Raw genomic sequence first — 18,911 nt, 5'->3', positions numbered from 1 at the left:
AGCGCCGATGGCGGCTTGTTGCGAGTACATTCTGGAAGGCTTAGTTGTTCACTTCGGCGGTCGTCCGGCGTAAGGGGGCGTCGGCTAGCCTAACCCATGATGCTTTTTCAGTCCAAGGATCCACGATGTATCCAGGGGCATGCCTTCAGGCGCTCGGTGCAGCGTTCGCCCATTGTTCGAGAAACATCGCCAGCCTGACTTCTTCGGCTTTCAAACCTTTGCGCACCCTGGGCCGGGGCAGATCGGCCAGCGCACCCAACAGGAAACCCTCCAGCAGCGCCGGGTGGATGTAGCATTTTCGGCACACGGCCGGGGTATTGCCGAGCTGTCTGGCGACGCTTTTGACCATTTCGACAATATGCTTTTTCGCATCCGATTCGGGCTGCCAATGCAGTTTGCGCAGTACCGCCAATGCCTGGGCGCTGCCGGCCCAGGTGCGATAGTCCTTGGCGGTGAAATCGGCGCCGGTGAGTGTCTGCAGATAGGCATTGACGTCTGAGGAACTGACGCTGCGCCGTTCGCCATTCTCGTCCAGATACTGGAACAGGTTTTGCCCTGGCAGCTCCAGGCAGCGCTTGATGATACGCGCCACGCGCGGGTCCTTGAGCGTGATCTGGTGTTCGATGCCACTCTTGCCGCGGAACTGGAAAAGAATCGCGCTGCCTTTGATTTCAACATGCCTGGTGCGCAGGGTGGTCAGCCCGTATGAGCGGTTGTCGCGGGCATATTGAGTGTTGCCGACGCGAATCAGCGTGACATCGAGCAAGGTGATCACGGTGGCCATGACCTTGTCGCGGCTGAACCCCGGGGCGGCCAGCAGCGCTTCAAGCTGTCTGCGCAGTTTTGGCAAAGCCAGGCCGAACTCGAGCAAGCGTGAATACTTGTCGGCATCCCGTATTTCACGCCAGCGCGGGTGATAGCGGTACTGTTTGCGACCGCGGGCGTCGCGGCCGGTGGCTTGCAGATGTCCGCACGGGTCGGCGCAGATCCAGACATCGGTGTAGGCGGGTGGTACGGCCAGGGCGTTGATGCGTTGGATTTCCTGCGGGTCGCGGATGCGTTGGCCCTGGGTGTCGAAGTAGCTGAATTTACCCCGCTGCAGTTTTCGCCGAATGCCCGGCTGAGTGTCATCGACATAATGCAGGTCACGAGGTAGATCGAGCAGAAAATCTGACATGGCGGTCATCCGGAGCAGCAAATCAGGGCCTGTTATGCCATTGACCGCACGGGGTTGCAGACGTGCCCGCCATTCAAGCGAGGACCGCCACCGCCTTGATCTGCGCCCAGAGTTGCTGACCCGGTTGCAGGTCCAGCTGGTCGCGGGAATAACGGGTGATCCGCGCCAGTAACGCGGTGCCCGCGGCGTCCAGGCGTACCAGCACATGGGCGGCGTTATCGGCGGGGATCTGGCTGATCACCGTGACCGGCAAGCGATTGAGAATGCTGCTGTGCCCGGCATCCTGCAGGCTCAGGCTGACGTCCCGCGCCTGGACCTTGAAGCGCAGAGTCCTGGTGTTGGCCAGCGGCGAATGAGTGACTCGAACGTTCAGCTGGCTGTTCGGCAATTGCAGGGTCAGCAGTTGATAGTGGGCATCGTAGGCACTGACCTTGCCTTCGATCACCACGCCGGCATCGTCACCCAGCGCCAGGGGCAAATCGAGGCGCGCCAGGGTTTCGCCGATCGGGCCGCTGGCCAGGGCTCTACCCTCGCTGAGCAGGACGATGTGATCGGCCAGCCGCGCGACCTCATCCTGCGAGTGACTGACGTACAGCACCGGGATTTCCAGTTCGTCGTGCAGGCGCTCGAGGTAGGGCAGGATTTCGTTTTTACGCTGAGTGTCCAGTGCCGCCAATGGCTCATCCATCAGCAGTATTTTGGGGCTGGTCAATAGGGCGCGAGCCATGCCGATGCGTTGACGCTCACCCCCCGACAAATGCTGCGGGTGACGGTCGAGCAAATGGCCGATCCCCAGCAGTTCAGTGGCATGGGCCATGTTGACTCGCCGTTGCTGGCGCGGGATGCGCTTGAGGCCGAATTCCAGATTGGCCAGCACCGACAGGTGGGGAAACAGACTGGCTTCCTGGAATACGTAGCCGAGCGCGCGTTTATGCGGGGCGAGGAAGATTTTTTTGCTGCTGTCTTGCCAGACTTCGTCGTTGATCTGGATAAAACCCTGGTCGGCTTTTTCCAGGCCCGCGATACAGCGCAAGCAGGTGGTTTTACCCGATCCTGAGTGGCCATACAACGCCGTGACCCCGCGCCCCGGTAGCTGCAGGTCGAGGTCCAGCGAGAAGTCGGGATAGCTCAGTTGCAGGCGAGCGTGAATCAGGGACGTCATCAATCAGCTCCAGCCGGCTTGGGTTTTTCGGCTCGAATAGAGCGCGAGCAGAATCAGGAACGAGAACACCAGCATGGCGCCGGCCAGCCAATGGGCCTGCAGATATTCCATGGCCTCGACACGGTCGTAGATCTGTACCGAGACCACCCGGGTTTTTTCCGGGATATTGCCGCCGATCATCAGCACCACACCGAACTCGCCCACGGTATGGGCGAAACCGAGGATCGATGCGGTGATGAAACCGGGTCTGGCCATCGGCAGAATGACACTGAAGAAGGTATCCCAAGGATTGGCGCGCAAGGTCGCGGCGACTTCCAGTGGCCGGCTGCCGATGGCGGAAAAAGCGTTCTGCAATGGCTGCACGACAAAGGGCATCGAGTAGATGACTGAGCCGATCACCAGGCCGCTGAAGCTGAAGGTCAGAGTGCCCAGCCCGAGAGACTCGGTGAAGCGCCCGACAAAGCCGTGAGGACCGAGGGCCAGCAGCAAGTAGAAGCCGATCACGGTCGGTGGCAACACCAGGGGCAGGGCGACTATCGCGCCGATTGGCCCGCGCAGCCACGAGCGGGTGTGCGACAGCCATAACGCAATCGGAGTGCCGATCAGCAACAGGATGACCGTGGTCAGGGACGCCAGTTTCAGGGTCAGCCAAATAGCGGAAAAATCTGCACTCGATAGCGGCATTTAGAGTTGGTAACCGTAGGATTTGATGACGGCTGCGGCTTTCGGCGCCTTGAGGTAGTCAACCAATGCCTTGGCGGCGGGGTTGTCTTTGCCTTTGTTGAGGATCACCGCGTCTTGTTTGATCGGCTCGTGCATTTCTGCTGGAACGATCCACGCGGAACCGCTGCTCACTTTGCCGTCTTTATAGATCTGCGACAAGGCGACGAAACCCAGTTCGGCATTGCCGGTGGAGACGAACTGATAGGCCTGAGTGATGCTCTGACCTTCGACGATCTTGGCTTTGACCTTGTCGGTCAGTCCCAGCTTCGCCAGGACCTGAGTGGCGGCCAGGCCGTAAGGCGCAGCTTTCGGGTTGGCGATGGACAAGTGCTGGTACTGGTTGTCGGTGAGCACTTTGCCCTTGGCATCGACGTAACCGTCCTTGGCCGACCACAGCGCCAGGGTGCCGATGGCGTAGGTAAAGCGCGAGCCTTTGACGGCCTCGCCTTCGCTCTCGAGTTTCTGCGGCGTCGTGTCATCGGCGCTGAGGAACACTTCGAACGGCGCGCCGTTCTTGATCTGGGAATAGAACTGTCCGGTCGCCCCATAAGCGGCGACCAGTTTGTGCCCGGTGTCTTTTTCGAAATCGGCGGCAATCGCCTGAATCGGCGCGGTGAAGTTGGCCGCTACCGCCACCTGGACCTCATCGGCCTGAGCCGATCCGAAAATGCAGACGGCGAGCAAGGATGCCAGGCAGGCAGGGGCAAAACGTGAGGCACGAATAGTCATGTAGCGGCTCCGTTGGGACGAGTGTGGTGGGCTGGTTGTTATTGGAATTCGACTGGGCCAGGGCAATCAGACATGGCGCAGAACCCTGTGGGAGCGAGCTTGCTCGCTCCCACATTGGGGCATGGCTTGAACGCTATATAGTTGAATATATAGCGAATCGCCAGCGAACGGAACTGGAAGCATTGACGCAGGGGTGGAGGCTCTTAGCGTTGCGCGGGATCTAGGGGATCTAGGGGATCTAGGGGATCTAGGGGATCTGGGGGCCTGGGTGGCGCCGGTGTCGTTGGCAAACAGCAATGTCCACTGGCATTGGCTGTGGACGCCGGGGAGGGTGATGACGCAGTAGCCGCTGTTGCTGCCGATATCGCACCGGCGAGCATGGGTGAAACAAAACCAATTTTCATAAGCAGACAGTGCTTATCGCAAATAGTTATAGCTGGCTGTCATTTATGACAGTAGGCGAGCGTGGGAGGGGCAGGTATTTTGAAATTGTGCACGGGCGTGCCAGTTCCGGCTGGTGGTTTCCAGGCATTCTTCAAGACGGGCATAAGGAGGTGAGGATGGACGACATCGAAGAGCGCGTTAAAGGCATTGTCATCGAATATCTGGAAGTCGAAGCGCGATGGGTTGTCGAGCAGGCGTCCTTGGCTGATCTGGGGGCGGACTCCCTGGATGCGGTCGAGCTTGCAATGGCCTTTGAGGAGGAGTTTGGCATTGAGATTCCAGATGAGGACGCGCAGTACATTCTCACCATCGGCGATGCTGTGGAGTTTATAGCGAGAGCACAAGCAAAGCAGTGTTGGTCTTGAGCAGTGGAGGGCTTCTCGTTACTTCAGCCAGCGAGGTGGTCAAGATGAGTCATATAGAAGTGCGTGTTAAAAAAATAATTGCCGAATTTTCGGGTTTGCCAGGACGTGACCTGGGTAATGATGAAGTTACCAATGATTTGAAACTTGATGTGGATCTTGGACTGGACGCGGTGGATGCAGTGGATCTTGTAAGGTCTCTTGGAGGCGCGTTCGGTATTGAGCTTCCAGCTGAAGCTGCCGAAGATGTCGCTGATCGCATCTTTACCGTTGCCGATGCTGTTCGTTTCATAGAGAACACCCAAGTAAGGGCACGCCTGTCTTGAGGGCAGGGAGGCGGTGTAGGGTTTTCGCGAAAGGATTCAGTCAGCGAGGTGGTCAGGATGAGTGATATCGACGCGCGTGTTAAAAAAATGGTTGCCGAACAGCTGGGCGTGGAAGAGTGTCAAATCGCGGGCGAAATGCCACTTGTTGAGGAGCTTTACGCGAACTTCCTGGATGGGGTGGACCTTGCAACCGCGCTGGAGAATGAATTTGGCATCTTCATTCCAGGTTATGTAATTCCGTACATGAATACCGTGCAGGATGTTATCGCTTATGTGCAAGCGAACCATAAGGCCCAACGGCGCCCTCGACGCCGTTATGCTTTTTCCTGGTGATCATCGTGCTGCAACAACCCGGTGCTCACAGCGCACACCGAATTAATGCACGCTGCCGACCAGGTTTAACGCGCAGTCAATTTAGCCAGCGCCTGCGCGGCCAATAGTGTGGTCAACTCCGCTGTCGGCAGTTCAACGCCCAGGCGTAGCGCCTGGCCCGACCAGAGGGTGCTGAAGTCGGCCTCGCCCTTGGCGCGCAGCGGCATCAAGGCACCGCCGGCCAGCGGGAAGGCCGGTGCCGCCGGGCTGATCGGGCCGAGTTCGCGCATGACCCGGTTGAGAATCCCCCGCGCCGGGCGACCGGTGAAGAGATTGGTCAGTGCCGTCTCGCTTTCCTTGGCGCTGCGCAAGGCTTTATGGTGAGACGCTGTCACTTTCGCTTCCGGGGTAAACAGATAGGCCGTACCCAATTGCACCGCCGAGGCGCCGAGCAGAAAAGCCGCGGCGATCCCTCGGGCATCACCGATCCCGCCCGCCGCGATGACCGGAACGCTGACGGCATCGACGATCTGCGGCACCAGGGCCATGGTCCCGACCTGAGTGTTGAGGTCATCGCTGAGAAACATCCCTCGATGGCCACCGGCTTCATAGCCCATGGCGATGATCGCGTCGCAACCGTGCTGTTCCAGCCAGATCGCTTCATCGACGCTGGTGGCCGAGGAAAGAATTTTTGCGCCGGTGGCCTTGACCCGCTCCAGCAGCGACTGTTCCGGCAGGCCGAAGTGAAAGCTGACGACTTCCGGGCGAAAGGCTTCGAGCACCTCACAGGCGGCGTTATCGAAGGGCGCGCGGTTGGAGACGGGTGTGGGTGCGTCGAAATCGACACCCAGTTCACGGTAGTAGGGTTCCAGCAGGTTCTTCCAGTCGCGCTCGCGACCGGTATCGGCGGTCGGTGGCTGATGGCAGAAAAAATTCACGTTCAGCGGGCGCTGGCTGTGTTGGCGGATAAACGTCAGCTCCTCGCGCAACTGCTCGATGCTCAACATCGCCGCAGGCAAGGAACCCAACCCCCCGGCATTGCTGGCGGCGATGACCATGGCTGAAGTGGTCGCGCCTGCCATGGGCGCTTGAATGATCGGCAGTTCGATGCCTAGCAGGTCAAGAATTCGGGTATCAGGCCACTGGCTCATTTCTGGATGTTCTCCGGCGTCAAACACGATTAGGACGGCAACAGGACGTTTGTATCAGGAGTGATTGGCCCAGGGCCACTCGACTTTGCGCTGGGTTGTCGATTATGCCTTTGACTCAATTGACTTGAGAGATGAAAAGTCTAATGTCCCTGTCATGACGATGAATGCTACATCAGCCAACGCGTTCGTCACCCACCATCGCTCTACCGGGAGGCGCTATGTTCAAGGGTATTTTGATCGAAAACGATGAGCAGGGTTATCGGGCCAATCTGGCTCAAATCAGCGAAGATCAGTTGCCTGAAGGCAATGTCACGGTAGATGTGGCCTATAGCACCTTGAACTTCAAGGACGGCCTGGCCATCACCGGCAGCAGCCCGGTGGTGCGTAAATTCCCCTTGGTGCCAGGGATCGATCTGGCCGGGACGGTAGAAATCAGCAGTCATCCCGATTACCAGGTCGGGGACAAAGTACTGCTCAATGGCTGGGGTGTCGGTGAAAGCCATTGGGGTGGTCTGGCGCAGAAGGCCCGACTTGACGGCGACTGGCTGATTCCCCTGCCGGCAGCGTTCACTCCGGCCCAGGCCATGGCGATCGGCACCGCCGGTTATACGGCGATGCTCTGTATCCTGGCGCTGGAACGCAATGGCGTGACCCCGGAGCAGGGCGAAGTGCTGGTCACCGGTGCCAATGGCGGAGTCGGCAGTTTTGCCATCGCCTTGTTGCACCGGCTTGGTTATCGGGTCGTGGCGTCCACCGGGCGTGTTTCGGAGCATGCTTATCTGCAACAACTGGGCGCCGACGAAATCATCGACCGCGCCACCCTGTCCGCACCGGGCAAGCCGTTGGTCAAGGAACGCTGGGCGGCGGTGATCGACTCGGTGGGCAGTCACACCCTGGCCAATGCCTGTGCCAGTACGCGCGCCAATGGCACCGTGGCGGCCTGTGGTCTGGCCCAGGGCATGGATTTCCCGGCATCGGTGGCGCCGTTCATTCTGCGCGGCATCACCCTGGCCGGAATCAATAGCGTGACCCAACCCAAGGCCAACCGCATCCTTGCCTGGAATCGCCTGGCCAGGGATCTGGACTTCGGCTTGTTGCCGCTGATCAGTCATGAAATAGCCTTGAGCGAAGCCATAGAGGCTGCGCCGCGGTTACTCGCCGGTCAGTTGCGGGGGCGGGTGGTGGTGGATGTGAATCGTTGATCGAGAAATTGCGGAGCCCGGGCCAGGATTTTGAGGCGAGCATCGCACCCCTGTGGCGAGGGAGCTTACTGTGGCGAGGGGGCTTGCCCCCGCTGGGTCGCGCAGCGGCCCTAAAACCTGCAATCACATTTTGTCAGGCAAACCGCATTCACAGGTTTTGCGGTTGCTGCACAACCGAACGGGGGCAAGCCCCCTCGCCACAGTAAGCCGCTCATCACACATGATCGTCCGGCCACAGGACCTTTTAAACCTGGCTCTCCCGCTCCAGCAACTGGCGTTTGCGCTCCACGCCCCAGCGATAGCCCGAGAGGTTGCCGTCGCTGCGCACCACCCGGTGGCAGGGGATCGCCACTGCCAGACTGTTGGCGCCGCAGGCCTGGGCCACGGCGCGGAATGATGTTGGTGCGCCGATGCGCTGGGCGATTTGCGCGTAGCTGGCGGTGCTGCCTGGCGGAATCTCCCGCAGCGCCATCCACACCCGCTCTTGAAAGGCCGTGCCGCGCAAGTCCAGTGGCAGGTCCAGGCCAATGGCCGGTGCTTCGATAAAACCCACGACCTTGGCGATCAGTTGTTCAAAATCATGGTCGGCGCCAATCAGGTTGGCGCGGGGGAATTTGTCCTGCAGATCGTGGACCAGGGCATCGGGATCATCCCCCAGCAAAATTGCACAGACTCCGCGGTTGCTTTGTGCGACCAGTATCGCGCCCAGCGAGCACTGGCCGACGGCAAAGCGGATGTCGGTGTTCTGCCCGCCGGCGCGGTAATCGCTGGGTTTCATGCCGAGCAGGTTATCGGCTGACTCGTAGAAGCGGCTGTTGGAATTGAAGCCGGCGTCATACAGCGAGTCCGTCACCGAGCTGCCGCCTTCAAGTTGCTCGCGGACCTTGCGTGAGCGGTGACCGCTGGCATAGCCCTTGGGGGTCAATCCGGTCAGCGCCTTGAAGACCCTATGAAAGTGAAAACTACTCATCCCCGCCACCTGTGCCAGTTCTTTCAGGCTGGGCAGGGTTTCGGCGCACTCGATCTGCCGACAGGCTGTTGCCACCAGCGCCGCGTGTTGCGCCGCGACCTCCGTCTGGTCCTTTGCGGCGCGTTTGCTCGGGCGATACCCAGCGGCCTGCGCCTGTTCGGCAGTGTCGAAGAATTCAACGTTTTCCGGCTTGGGCAGACGCGCCAGGCTGCTTGGCCGGCAATAGATTCCGGTCGTTTTCACCGCGTAGACAAATTGACCGTCCGCGCGCGGATCGCGGGCCAGCACCGCTGACCAGCGTGGATCGTTCTCTGTGGTGGTTTTTGCGCAAACGCAGGTCATGGTATTCCACTCGGTACGGGTTCAGCTCAGGTTAGCCAGCAAGAAAGGTAAAGGCACTCCGGGTCTTGCGGTCAAATTCCTGTCGGTTTTTTCAACCAGCGGTGCGAAAGGTAAAATTGATCCGTTGCGCGCCAAGTTGCGAGTGCTGGCCGTCCTTGAGCGGCAGTATGCCGTGATAGCGCAAGCGATCCACGCCGCTCCAGACCACGATGTCTCCATGAAACAACGGCACCCTCTGGCTTTTCTCACTGCGTTGATGCCCGCCGAACAAGAATACCGCTGGTAAACCCAGGGACACCGAAACGATCGGAGCACTGTAGTCGCGTTCGTCCTTGTCCTGGTGCAGGGACATTTTCGCCCCCGGCACATACCGGTTGATCAGGCAGGAGTCCGGCATGAAGTCAGAAAATCCAGCGGCCAGTGCCGCGGCCTGGGCCAGTTCGAGGAACACCACCGGCATTGCCGGCCATGGGCGGGCGGTTTGCGGGTCGGTAGGGGTGTAGCGGTAGCCGCTCCGATCGGTGGTCCAGCCGAGCGCACCGCAACTGCTCAAGCCCACCGACATGGTAAAGCCGCCAGGGGTGATCATCTGTCGAAACGGCGCAGCCCGCAGAACCGTTTCCAGCGCCGGCAACAAGCGATCCAGCCAGGGCAGGGCAAAGCCTCTGAGCACGAAGGACTGCTCGCCGATCTGTTGGCTTGTGGCGGGTTGCTGAACCTCTGCATCGGCAAACAGATCCAGGGTTATCGGCTTCATGTCATCACTGCGCATCGTGAAATATGACTCCAAGGGTATGCCGTTTTCCAGAATGCAGTCGACTTACGCCGTGCCGCAAGGTGACTCGGTAGAAGCCCCGAACACCTTGTACCGGCCGCTGATTCACGGCAAAAATCACTGCGTCGCCTTTATTCAGACCCATAACCTGCGGCCGCGACTGCATCCGTGGGCGCTGTTCGGTGATGACAAACTCACCACCGGTGAAGTCTTTTCCAGGTTCGGACAGCAAGATCGCCACCTGCAACGGGAAGACATGCTCGCCGTACAGGTCCTGATGCAGGCAGTTGTAGTCTTGCGGCCCATATTGCAGCAACAGCGGCGTCGGTCGTTGCTGTCCGGCTGCATGGCAGCGTTCGAGGAACGCCTGGTGCTCCAGCGGATAGCGAACGGGCAGGTTCATCTGTTCATTCCAGCGGTTGGCCAACCCGACGAGCCGTGGATACAACACGCCGCGTAAATGCGCCACCAGGTCCGGCAGTGGGTAGCGGAAATATTTGTATTCGCCCCGTCCGAATCCGTGGCGAGCCATCAGCACATGGGAACGGAACAGCGCCTGCTGTTCATACAAGGCACTCAGATTGTCGCAGTCAGTGGCGTCGAGCAGTTCGCTGAGGATGGCGCTGCCGTCGCGGTCCAGGCTTTGCTCGACAGCGGTCCAGTCCAACGCCGCAAGACGTTGCGCAAGAAGCTCCGGGCTCATCGCCGCGCCTCGCGTTCCAGCAGCGCCCGTTTGCGCTCGACGCCCCAGCGGTAACCGCTGAGACCACCGTCCAGACGCACGATTCTGTGGCAAGGGACTATCACGGCCAGGGGATTGGCGGCACAGGCCCTGGCCACCGCGCGAAAGGCGTTTGGCTGGCCGAGACGCTGAGCGATTTCGCTATAGCTCGCCGTTTCACCGGAGGGTATCTGGCGCAATGCCTGCCAGACGCGCCGTTGAAAAGCGCTGCCGGCCAGATCCAGCGGCACATCGAAAGGGCGGTCCGGGTGCTCCAGGTGTTGCACTGCCCGGGCGAGTTGCGGGCGCAGGCGGTCATCGCGTACCGGACGAGGCAACCCCGACAGGCGTTGGCTCAGGTCGGATTCGAGAGTTGCCTGGTCTTCGCCAAGCAGCAAGGCGCAGACTCCGTGCTCGCTATATGCCAACAGTACCAGGCCCAGGCTGGACGGACCGCAGGTGTAACGAACAGTCGCGAGGGGGGATGTTGAGGTGGTATGTGCAAGGGACATGTCTGACTCCTGAACCAGAGGTTGAGGTTTGCCAGTCTAGGGAGCGTTGCTGCTGCCGACACTCCGGCGCTTGCGGTCGAACTTGTGGGTGAATGCGCGGGAGTGATCGATCAAACAATCTGCAGGAGCGTCCCTGTTGCTCCAGTGTGCTTTACAGCGCCTTGCTCACATTGATATCGCTGATGACGTCGTCGGTTTGGCCATGAATGGCCTCCAGCGCGGCCTTGGCTTCATCCACGGTGCCAGACTCAAGCTGAGCGAATTCGAAACGACGCTCGCCATTGAGTTTGTATTTGATCACGTACTTGGTCGTCTGGGTCACGGTCGTTTCCTGTTCCTGTAGTCGTGGGGTCGGCGGTATGGGGCAGGTTTCAGCGCAGTTTCGAGCTGGAGCGGCGGATGATCTTGATCGAGTGGGTCAGGGTCGGTTTACGGGTCACGCTGATGGCGCGGTTGTTGACCGTATCGATGGTGATGTTCCAGAAACCGGTGCTGGGTGCGGTGATTTTCGCCGGAAACTTGTCGAACGCGCCGCCGTGATAGGTGTGACGACCGCCATTTTTGAAACTGCGAAAATTGGCATCGTTCATCAGCCGGATGTTGCATACCTGGGAGCATTCGATGACGACGATATCGTCTTCGTTGAGGTGCTCGCGCTGGTGGATAAATTTCATGGGCGCCTCCAGAAGGGCTTTTTCTACAAAATCAAAACGATAGCATGGGCTATGGGGCAGTTTATCAGCCCGAACGGATTATTATCGGGCCGACGCCGGGGGCTTTGACAATAAAAAACAATTATTCGGTTTTTTATACGAGATAAACCCATGCGCCCCGGAGAAAAACCGTATTTGCGCTGTCGGAGGGTCTTTATCGGAGGTTTTATATGAAGCGAGTCGTGTGGGTGCTGACCTTGGCCATGAGTGGTTGTGCGACCGTCTCGGATATCCGCCAGACACCGCCGACCATGAGCGTGATCTCGGGGAAAAATCCGCAGGACTATGCCCAGTGTGTGGTCGATAAACTGGCCAGTAGCCGTGGCGCCTTACAGATCGAGCCAGTCAAGGAGGGAGTGCGGGTGATTGTTCCGCAAAAGCTCTCGTCGGGCCCGGCCGCTATTTTTGATATCGACGAACGCTCCGGCGGCAGCAGCATCAAGCTGTATGAGCGGATGGGCCACATGCCGCTGCGACCCGCGGATGTGGGCAATGCCGCCAACGAATGCATTTCCGGCGGATTGTCACGCAAACTGGCGGCGTCCGAGGTTTTTACTGCCTGAAGCGCTACAAAGACGCCTGATTGTAGCTCGGCAGGCGTTTGGTTTGCGGCGGATTTCTGGCGAGCCCGATGGGCTGCCGGCAACGTCGAGCCCCGCCAGGCCAGGACATCCGATAAACTGCCGCTATAGAACACCGATGCCCTCAACTCTGGCAGTGGTGTTGCACAGTTATTTCGGGAGTCATTAATGAAGCGTGAACAGGTCAGGGAGCGGCATGCCGAGGGGCATATCTCGGCGACCCATGTGATTCAGAATCCGGCCAATCCGGGGGAGTGGATCGTGTTCTTCAAGAAGAGTGCGGGGCGCAGCTATTTCCTGGTGGATGACAGCGATGAAGTCGAATCATTCGGGCGTCTGGATGATCTGGTCGAGACCGTGCGCGGGCTCGGGATCAAATTTGCGGAAATTCATATGTAATCACGCCGAGCCTGGGTGCGTGCTTACTTGCAGACCACCACCACACTGCGGCTCTTGTAGTTGCCCACATCGGCCCCCAGGGTCTTGTCGCTTTGCGTGAGTGCTGGCGTGCCATCGGTGCCAATGATGTTGTAGCCGGTGCCGGCACATGAGCTGTCGGCTTTTTCATAGCAGGTGGCCCAGGAGTTGGCCTCCCCGGAACAGTCAATCGTCAGGCCTTGTTGGCCGTCGTTCAGATAAATCTTTTCGGCACTGGCACAGCCGCCGAGAGCGGCCAGTGCCGCGCTGATGAAGAGGATTTTTTTCATGTGGGTTGTCGTCGTCGAGGTGTCGAAATAGAGGGCGGTACGGTCAGGCCAAGGCCGAGAGATTATATCGAAAGGACATTTTCGTACAGATAAACACCCCAAAGCCCTGCGCTAGAGCTACTACCGCAGGGTCAGTGAGGTTGGATATTGCTCAGGGCTTGGCGTTGCGTCGCCGGGCGGGGGGCGCCGGCTGGTCCTGCAGCACCTCAGCCACTTCGCAGGCCAAGGCTTCGGACGGGAAAGGTCCGGCGACGTTTTCGCCGCTGGCGCTGTCTACCCACCATTGGCCATCTTTTGCCTGATTGATCAGGTAACCGTTCACGCTTTTTACTGCCGACATCTATCTGTCTCGTTGGCTGGGTCAAGGGGCAATGATAGCGCCAAATGCCCTTGAATAGCGTGTTTGGCTGTTTCTCGCCATTTTCCAGGTAAATCCGCTCAATAGCCTCCATCCGCTTTAAAAGCGGGGCTGGAGGCAAGAAGGTGATTTACGCCGGGCTCGATATATAAGATGCTGCGGAACTATCGGTCTTAATATTTCTCTATGATGGCATCGGTTAGCCCGTGGCGGGCATTGAAAGGTGTCCGCCGCCTGATTAGACTGCGCCAAATTCGTACGTACAGCCCTTTTAAGGACTCATATGATCAAGAAATGCTTGTTCCCAGCAGCCGGTTACGGCACTCGCTTCCTGCCAGCGACCAAGGCCATGCCTAAAGAAATGCTGCCGGTGGTGAACAAGCCACTGATCCAGTACGGCGTAGAAGAAGCGCTGGACGCTGGCTTGACAGAAATCTCCATCGTTACGGGTCGTGGCAAGCGTGCCCTGGAAGACCACTTCGACATCAGCTACGAGCTGGAAAACCAGATCAAGGGCACCGACAAGGAAAAGTACCTGGTCGGCATCCGTAAACTGCTCGACGAGTGCTCGTTCTCCTACACCCGTCAGACTGAAATGAAGGGCCTGGGTCACGCGATTCTGACTGGCCGCCCGTTGATCGGTGACGAACCGTTCGCGGTAGTGCTGGCGGACGACTTGTGCGTCAACCTGGAAGGTGACGGTGTGCTGACCCAGATGGTCAAGCTGTACAAACAGTACCGTTGCACGATCGTGGCGATCCAGGAAGTCGACCCGCAGGAAACCCATAAATACGGGGTGATCGCCGGCGATTTGATCGGCGATGACCTGTACCGCGTACGGAACATGGTCGAGAAGCCAAAACCTGAAGATGCGCCGTCCAACCTGGCGATCATCGGTCGTTACATTCTGACTCCGGACATCTTCAAGTTGATCGAAGAAACCGAGCCAGGCAAAGGTGGCGAGATCCAGATCACCGACGCCCTGATGAAACAGGCGCAGGATGGTTGTGTGATTGCCTATAAGTTCAAAGGCACGCGTTTCGACTGCGGTGGTGCTGAAGGTTACATCGAAGCCACCAACTTCTGCTTCGAGCACTTCTACAAGACGGGCAAGGCTTACTGATAGCGCTTCGCCGTTCTTGTACTGAAAAGCCACCTTCGGGTGGCTTTTTTATTTTCCGCCCCCATGGGGTTCGCAGCGCTGCCCAAAAAAGCCGAAGCGGTTATGCTTGTGGCCTGCCGAGGAGATTGAAATGGCCTACGATTTTGACCTTTATGTGATTGGCGCCGGTTCCGGCGGTGTGCGTGCTGCGCGATTTGCCGCAGGGTTTGGCGCGAAAGTGGCTATAGCCGAGAGCCGCTATCTGGGTGGCACCTGCGTCAATGTCGGTTGCGTGCCGAAAAAGTTGTTGGTGTACGGTGCGCATTTCGCCGAAGACTTTGAGCAGGCCAAGGGTTTTGGTTGGTCGCCCGGCGAGGCCGAATTCGATTGGCCGACGCTGATTGCCAACAAGGACCGCGAAATCAATCGATTGAACGGCATCTATCGCAATCTGCTGGTCAACAGCGGGGTGACCTTGCATGAAGGCCATGCCACGCTGACAGGGTCGCACCAGGTTGAAATCAATGGCGAGCGCTTCACTGCCAAACACATTCTGATTGCCGTCGGTGGCTGGCCGCAGATTCCGGATATTCCGGGTCACGAGCATGCCATCAGCTCCAACCAGGCGTTCTTCCTGAAAGCGTTGCCCAAGCGCGTTATGGTGGTCGGTGGTGGTTACATCGCCGTCGAATTCGCCGGAATCTTCCATGGCCTGGGTGCGGAAACGACACTCTTGTATCGCGGCAATCTGTTCCTGCGCGGCTTCGACGGCGCGGTGCGCACGCATTTGCAGGAAGAACTGACCAAGCGTGGAATGAATCTGCAGTTCAATGCGGACATCGAGCGCATCGACAAGCAGGCCGATGGCAGTTTGAAAGTGACGCTCAAGGATGGTCGCCAGCTGGAGACTGATTGCGTGTTCTATGCCACGGGTCGCCGGCCGATGCTGGACAACCTGGGGCTGGAAAACACCCGGGTGAAGCTCGACAAGCGCGGGTTCGTGGAAGTCGATGAGCAGTATCAAACCAGTGAGCCGTCGATTCTGGCGATCGGTGATGTGATTGGCCGCGTGCAATTGACACCGGTCGCACTGGCTGAAGGCATGGCCGTGGCGCGCCGCTTGTTCAAGCCGGAGCAGTACCGTCTGGTGGATTACCGGATGATCCCGACGGCGGTGTTCAGCCTGCCGAATATTGGTACGGTTGGGCTGACGGAAGAGCAGGCCAGGGAAGAAGGCTACAGCGTGCAGATCTTCGAAAGCCGCTTCCGGCCCATGAAACTGACAATGACCGAGTGTCAGGAGCGCACGCTGATGAAGCTGGTGGTCGATGCCAAGACCGACAAGGTGCTGGGTTGCCACATGGTCGGCCCGGACGCTGGTGAAATCGTTCAGGGGTTGGCGATTGCCTTGAAGGCAGGCGCGACCAAGCGCGACTTCGACGAAACCATCGGCGTGCATCCGACGGCCGCCGAAGAATTCGTCACCATGCGCACGCCGGTCGCCAGCTAATCCTCTTTGCCTGGTTCGGCAACTGGCTCCGTGATCGCCGCGGACGCCAGGTGCAGGGCCAGGGCGGCTTCGGTTGTTCTCAGGGAAAGCTCCAGCGCCTGGTTGATTCGGGCCTGCTCGTCGACGGTATGCTGGAGCTGGCCGTACTGCGTCGATGCTTGGATGCTCGCCACGGGCGAGGATTGCCAGAGGTGCCGTTTGCACCACCGCTTTGTTTGCGCCACCACGTGCGAAGCTCTCTCCGTTGATTTCGTACTGTGGTATGTACCATGTATATACATACTGTATTGCGGGTCTATTCGCCCGGCGTAGGAGCGAGCTTGCTCGCGAAAAACCCGAGAGCACCGAGGTCCATCTGGCTCCCCGCGTTATCGTTGGGTTTCGCCACCTGGGCCCACCGCAGCGGCTGGGACTTGAAGTCGTTGATGAGTTATGTCGGCTGAAAGGAAGCCTGTTGCTTAGAGCTTTCCTCTATTAAAAGTATCTGCTAATAGCCAAAGCCAATCGGTTGCATGAGCTTTGCCAATGAGCCATCAGTGGTTTGAATGGGTAGGATTCTCCCCATCAACTTTACAACCACTGACGGAGAGTCATCGATGCCTATCATCAACAGCCAAGTTAAACCATTCAAAGCTGACGCCTTTAAAAATGGCGACTTCGTAAAAGTGTCGGACGCTGACCTGAAAGGCAAGTGGTCTGTCGTATTCTTCTACCCGGCTGACTTCACCTTCGTTTGCCCGACCGAACTGGAAGACCTGGCTGACAACTACGCCGAGTTCGAGAAGCTGGGCGTCGAGATCTACAGCGTTTCCACCGATACCCACTTTGCCCACGCTGCCTGGCACAACACGTCGCCAGCCATCGGCAAAATCCAGTACACCATGATCGGCGACCCGACTCACGCTATCTCCCGCAACTTCGACGTGCTGATCGAAGAAGCCGGTCTGGCTGACCGTGGCACCTTCGTGATCAACCCTGAAGGCCAGATCAAAATCGTCGAGCTGAACGACGGCGGTGTGGGCCGTGACGCTTCCGAGCTGCTGCGCAAAATCAAGGCTGCCCAGTACGTCGCTGCTCACCCGGGCCAGGTTTGCCCGGCCAAGTGGAAAGAAGGCGAGGCCACCCTGGCTCCGTCCCTGGACCTGGTCGGCAAGATCTAAGTCTGTGACGCGCTACATCAGGGCGGAACTGCGCACCTGCTAAGTAAGCTGCACCGCCCTTGAAAAACGCCCGGGCGAGATTCGCTCGGGCGTTTTTTTATGATTCGACTTTCTACACAATCAAGGAAATCGCCCGTATGTTGGACGCCAATCTTAAAGCCCAGTTGAAGTCATACCTGGAACGGGTCACCCAGCCGATCGAGATCGTTGCCTCCCTCGACGACGGTGCGAAATCCCGGGAAATGCTCGAACTCCTGAAAGACGTTGCCAGTCTTTCCAGCCAGATTACCTTGCTCGACAACGGTGACGATGCACGTAAACCATCGTTCTCGATCAACCGCCCGGGAAGCGACATCAGTCTGCGTTTCGCCGGCATCCCGATGGGCCATGAATTCACATCGCTGGTACTGGCCTTGCTGCAAGTCGGCGGCCACCCATCGAAAGCCAGTAGTGACGTGATCGAACAGATCCGCTCGCTCAAAGGCCAGTTCAGCTTCGAGACTTACTTCTCGCTGTCCTGCCAGAATTGTCCGGACGTGGTCCAGGCGCTGAACCTGATGGCGGTGCTGAACCCGAATATCCGCCACGTCGCTATCGACGGGGCGCTGTTTCAGGCCGAAGTCGATGACCGCCAGATCATGGCCGTGCCAAGCGTCTACCTGAACGGGGTGAACTTCGGCCAGGGCCGCATGGGCCTGGAAGAAATCCTCGCCAAAATCGACACCAGCGGCATCGAGCGTCAGGCCGAAAAGATCAGCGCCAAAGAAGCCTTTGACGTACTGGTCGTCGGCGGTGGCCCGGCCGGTGCCGCGGCGGCGATCTATGCCGCCCGTAAAGGCATTCGCACCGGTGTCGCCGCTGAACGTTTCGGCGGACAGGTGCTCGACACCATGGCCATCGAGAACTTCATCTCCGTGCAGGAAACCGAAGGGCCGAAACTGGCCATGGCGCTGGAAGAACACGTCAAGCAATACGACGTCGACATCATGAACCTGCAACGCGCCGATAAATTGGTGCCGGGCAAGAACGGCGAGCTGCACGAAATCAAATTCGCCAGCGGTGCTTCGTTGAAAGCCAGGACCGTGATCCTCGCGACCGGTGCCCGGTGGCGTGAAATGAACGTCCCGGGTGAGCAGCAATACCGCAACAAAGGCGTGGCGTATTGCCCGCACTGCGACGGTCCGCTGTTCAAGGGCAAACGCGTGGCGGTGATTGGCGGCGGTAACTCCGGCGTTGAAGCGGCCATCGACCTGGCCGGTATCGTGTCCCACGTGACACTGCTGGAGTTCGACGTGCAGTTGCGCGCCGACGCGGTGTTGCAGCGCAAGTTGCACAGCCTGCCGAATGTTACGGTGATCACCCGTGCGCAAACCACTGAAGTCACCGGCGACGGTCAGAAGGTCAACGGCCTGCGCTACAAGGATCGCCAGTCGGACGAGGAGCGCGCTGTAGAACTGGAAGGGATCTTTGTGCAGATCGGTCTGCTACCCAACACCGACTGGCTCAAGGGCACCCTCGAGCTATCGCCGCGCGGCGAGATCATCGTCGATGCCCGAGGCGAGACTTCACTGCCGGGGGTGTTCGCTGCCGGTGACGTGACCACCGTGCCGTACAAGCAGATCGTGATCGCGGTGGGCGAGGGCGCCAAGGCTTCCCTCAGCGCATTCGATCACTTGATTCGGACTTCTGCGCCGGCGTGATCCGATAGCGCAAAAAAAAACAAAACCCCATGAGCGATCGTGGGGTTTTGTCGTGTGCAGCTTGTGAAAGCAGGCATGTACGGGAACCCGCTTTTGTGGGAGCGAGCTTGCTCGCGAATGCAGTGTATCAGGCGACTCAAGGGGTGAATGTGAGTCCGCATTCGCGAGCAAG

At 58.9% G+C, this 18,911-nt stretch carries 23 protein-coding genes and 1 pseudogene; 10 read left to right on the top strand and 14 right to left on the bottom strand.

Annotated elements, in window-relative coordinates:
• Window positions 1–145 precede the first annotated feature (145 nt).
• The 4 genes from F8N85_RS22570 to modA all read right to left on the bottom strand — a co-directional run bounded on the left by F8N85_RS22570 (window position 146) and on the right by modA (window position 3,791).
• Entirely contained in the window at window positions 146–1,177 is a 1,032-nt protein-coding gene (locus tag F8N85_RS22570) for a DNA topoisomerase IB (RefSeq protein WP_150805733.1), read from the bottom strand.
• Between the two features lie 73 nt (window positions 1,178–1,250).
• Window positions 1,251–2,339 (bottom strand): molybdenum ABC transporter ATP-binding protein, encoded by a 1,089-nt coding sequence (gene modC / locus F8N85_RS22565; protein ID WP_150805732.1) that lies wholly within the window; start codon window positions 2,337–2,339, stop codon window positions 1,251–1,253.
• A 3-nt stretch (window positions 2,340–2,342) separates the two neighbouring features.
• Entirely contained in the window at window positions 2,343–3,023 is a 681-nt protein-coding gene (gene modB / locus F8N85_RS22560) for a molybdate ABC transporter permease subunit (protein WP_150805731.1), read from the bottom strand.
• Entirely contained in the window at window positions 3,024–3,791 is a 768-nt protein-coding gene (modA, locus tag F8N85_RS22555) for a molybdate ABC transporter substrate-binding protein (protein WP_150805730.1), read from the bottom strand.
• A gap of 560 nt (window positions 3,792–4,351) precedes the next feature.
• Here modA and F8N85_RS22550 point away from each other — a divergent pair.
• From F8N85_RS22550 to F8N85_RS22540, 3 genes are read left to right on the top strand one after another with little or no spacing between them, the layout of a single operon-like run.
• Complete coding sequence (locus tag F8N85_RS22550; protein WP_150805729.1) at window positions 4,352–4,600, top strand: acyl carrier protein; 249 nt, start codon at window positions 4,352–4,354, stop codon at window positions 4,598–4,600.
• A 44-nt stretch (window positions 4,601–4,644) separates the two neighbouring features.
• Window positions 4,645–4,923: a phosphopantetheine-binding protein gene (locus F8N85_RS22545; RefSeq protein WP_150805728.1), complete on the top strand. Its 279-nt coding sequence runs from the start codon at window positions 4,645–4,647 to the stop codon at window positions 4,921–4,923.
• A 57-nt stretch (window positions 4,924–4,980) separates the two neighbouring features.
• Window positions 4,981–5,256 carry an acyl carrier protein gene (locus F8N85_RS22540; protein WP_150805727.1) on the top strand — a complete coding sequence of 92 codons (276 nt, stop codon included), beginning with the start codon at window positions 4,981–4,983 and terminating at the stop codon, window positions 5,254–5,256.
• Window positions 5,257–5,321: 65 nt separating this feature from the next.
• Here the strand turns inward: F8N85_RS22540 and F8N85_RS22535 are convergent, their stop codons facing one another.
• The gene (locus F8N85_RS22535; protein WP_150805726.1) at window positions 5,322–6,386 is read right to left on the bottom strand and encodes an NAD(P)H-dependent flavin oxidoreductase; all 1,065 of its coding nucleotides are present in this window, start codon (window positions 6,384–6,386) and stop codon (window positions 5,322–5,324) included.
• Window positions 6,387–6,604: 218 nt separating this feature from the next.
• Between F8N85_RS22535 and F8N85_RS22530 the strand changes: the two genes are divergently transcribed.
• Window positions 6,605–7,588, top strand: a complete 984-nt coding sequence (locus tag F8N85_RS22530) for an MDR family oxidoreductase (RefSeq protein WP_150805725.1) — start codon at window positions 6,605–6,607, stop codon at window positions 7,586–7,588.
• A gap of 244 nt (window positions 7,589–7,832) precedes the next feature.
• Here the strand turns inward: F8N85_RS22530 and ada are convergent, their stop codons facing one another.
• The 6 genes and pseudogenes from ada to F8N85_RS22505 all read right to left on the bottom strand — a co-directional run bounded on the left by ada (window position 7,833) and on the right by F8N85_RS22505 (window position 11,582).
• Entirely contained in the window at window positions 7,833–8,900 is a 1,068-nt protein-coding gene (ada, locus tag F8N85_RS22525; protein WP_150805724.1) for a bifunctional DNA-binding transcriptional regulator/O6-methylguanine-DNA methyltransferase Ada, read from the bottom strand.
• Between the two features lie 91 nt (window positions 8,901–8,991).
• Complete coding sequence (alkB, locus tag F8N85_RS22520) at window positions 8,992–9,672, bottom strand: DNA oxidative demethylase AlkB (protein ID WP_150805723.1); 681 nt, start codon at window positions 9,670–9,672, stop codon at window positions 8,992–8,994.
• Complete coding sequence (locus F8N85_RS22515; protein ID WP_150805722.1) at window positions 9,662–10,378, bottom strand: 2OG-Fe(II) oxygenase; 717 nt, start codon at window positions 10,376–10,378, stop codon at window positions 9,662–9,664. Before F8N85_RS22515 ends, alkB begins: the two co-directional genes overlap by 11 nt.
• Window positions 10,375–10,650 (bottom strand): annotated as a pseudogene (locus F8N85_RS35850) (methylated-DNA--[protein]-cysteine S-methyltransferase); the annotation flags it as partial. The pseudogene F8N85_RS35850 and the gene F8N85_RS22515, both read right to left, overlap by 4 nt.
• Before the next feature lie 409 nt (window positions 10,651–11,059).
• Complete coding sequence (locus F8N85_RS34610; protein ID WP_191636238.1) at window positions 11,060–11,230, bottom strand: hypothetical protein; 171 nt, start codon at window positions 11,228–11,230, stop codon at window positions 11,060–11,062.
• A 49-nt stretch (window positions 11,231–11,279) separates the two neighbouring features.
• Entirely contained in the window at window positions 11,280–11,582 is a 303-nt protein-coding gene (locus tag F8N85_RS22505; RefSeq protein WP_150644638.1) for a DUF1883 domain-containing protein, read from the bottom strand.
• Between the two features lie 209 nt (window positions 11,583–11,791).
• Here F8N85_RS22505 and F8N85_RS22500 point away from each other — a divergent pair, with 209 nt between their 5' ends.
• Together F8N85_RS22500 and F8N85_RS22495 are read left to right on the top strand one after the other, a co-directional pair.
• Window positions 11,792–12,184: a hypothetical protein gene (locus F8N85_RS22500; protein WP_150805720.1), complete on the top strand. Its 393-nt coding sequence runs from the start codon at window positions 11,792–11,794 to the stop codon at window positions 12,182–12,184.
• A 186-nt stretch (window positions 12,185–12,370) separates the two neighbouring features.
• Window positions 12,371–12,601: a hypothetical protein gene (locus tag F8N85_RS22495; RefSeq protein WP_150805719.1), complete on the top strand. Its 231-nt coding sequence runs from the start codon at window positions 12,371–12,373 to the stop codon at window positions 12,599–12,601.
• Between the two features lie 23 nt (window positions 12,602–12,624).
• Here the strand turns inward: F8N85_RS22495 and F8N85_RS22490 are convergent, their stop codons facing one another.
• On the bottom strand, window positions 12,625–12,909 hold the full coding sequence (locus F8N85_RS22490; protein WP_150805718.1) for a hypothetical protein: 285 nt from the start codon (window positions 12,907–12,909) through the stop codon (window positions 12,625–12,627).
• Between the two features lie 151 nt (window positions 12,910–13,060).
• Complete coding sequence (locus F8N85_RS22485; RefSeq protein ID WP_150805717.1) at window positions 13,061–13,249, bottom strand: hypothetical protein; 189 nt, start codon at window positions 13,247–13,249, stop codon at window positions 13,061–13,063.
• 301 nt (window positions 13,250–13,550) lie between these two features.
• Between F8N85_RS22485 and galU the strand changes: the two genes are divergently transcribed.
• Entirely contained in the window at window positions 13,551–14,390 is an 840-nt protein-coding gene (gene galU, locus F8N85_RS22480) for a UTP--glucose-1-phosphate uridylyltransferase GalU (protein WP_095108460.1), read from the top strand.
• 130 nt (window positions 14,391–14,520) lie between these two features.
• Complete coding sequence (gene gorA / locus F8N85_RS22475; protein ID WP_150805716.1) at window positions 14,521–15,879, top strand: glutathione-disulfide reductase; 1,359 nt, start codon at window positions 14,521–14,523, stop codon at window positions 15,877–15,879.
• Here gorA and F8N85_RS34605 read toward each other — a convergent pair.
• Entirely contained in the window at window positions 15,876–16,052 is a 177-nt protein-coding gene (locus F8N85_RS34605) for a hypothetical protein (RefSeq protein ID WP_191636237.1), read from the bottom strand. The two genes, gorA and F8N85_RS34605, sit on opposite strands and share 4 nt — an antisense overlap.
• Window positions 16,053–16,475: 423 nt before the next feature.
• Here F8N85_RS34605 and ahpC point away from each other — a divergent pair, with 423 nt between their 5' ends.
• Together ahpC and ahpF are read left to right on the top strand one after the other, a co-directional pair.
• The gene (ahpC, locus tag F8N85_RS22470; protein WP_150805715.1) at window positions 16,476–17,039 is read left to right on the top strand and encodes an alkyl hydroperoxide reductase subunit C; all 564 of its coding nucleotides are present in this window, start codon (window positions 16,476–16,478) and stop codon (window positions 17,037–17,039) included.
• Window positions 17,040–17,176: 137 nt separating this feature from the next.
• Complete coding sequence (gene ahpF, locus F8N85_RS22465; protein WP_150805714.1) at window positions 17,177–18,739, top strand: alkyl hydroperoxide reductase subunit F; 1,563 nt, start codon at window positions 17,177–17,179, stop codon at window positions 18,737–18,739.
• Window positions 18,740–18,911 lie beyond the last annotated feature (172 nt).

This window comes from Pseudomonas fluorescens, from assembly GCF_902497875.1.
GTDB lineage: Bacteria > Pseudomonadota > Gammaproteobacteria > Pseudomonadales > Pseudomonadaceae > Aquipseudomonas > Aquipseudomonas fluorescens_BR.
This window is presented reverse-complemented; position numbering and strand designations above follow the sequence as displayed.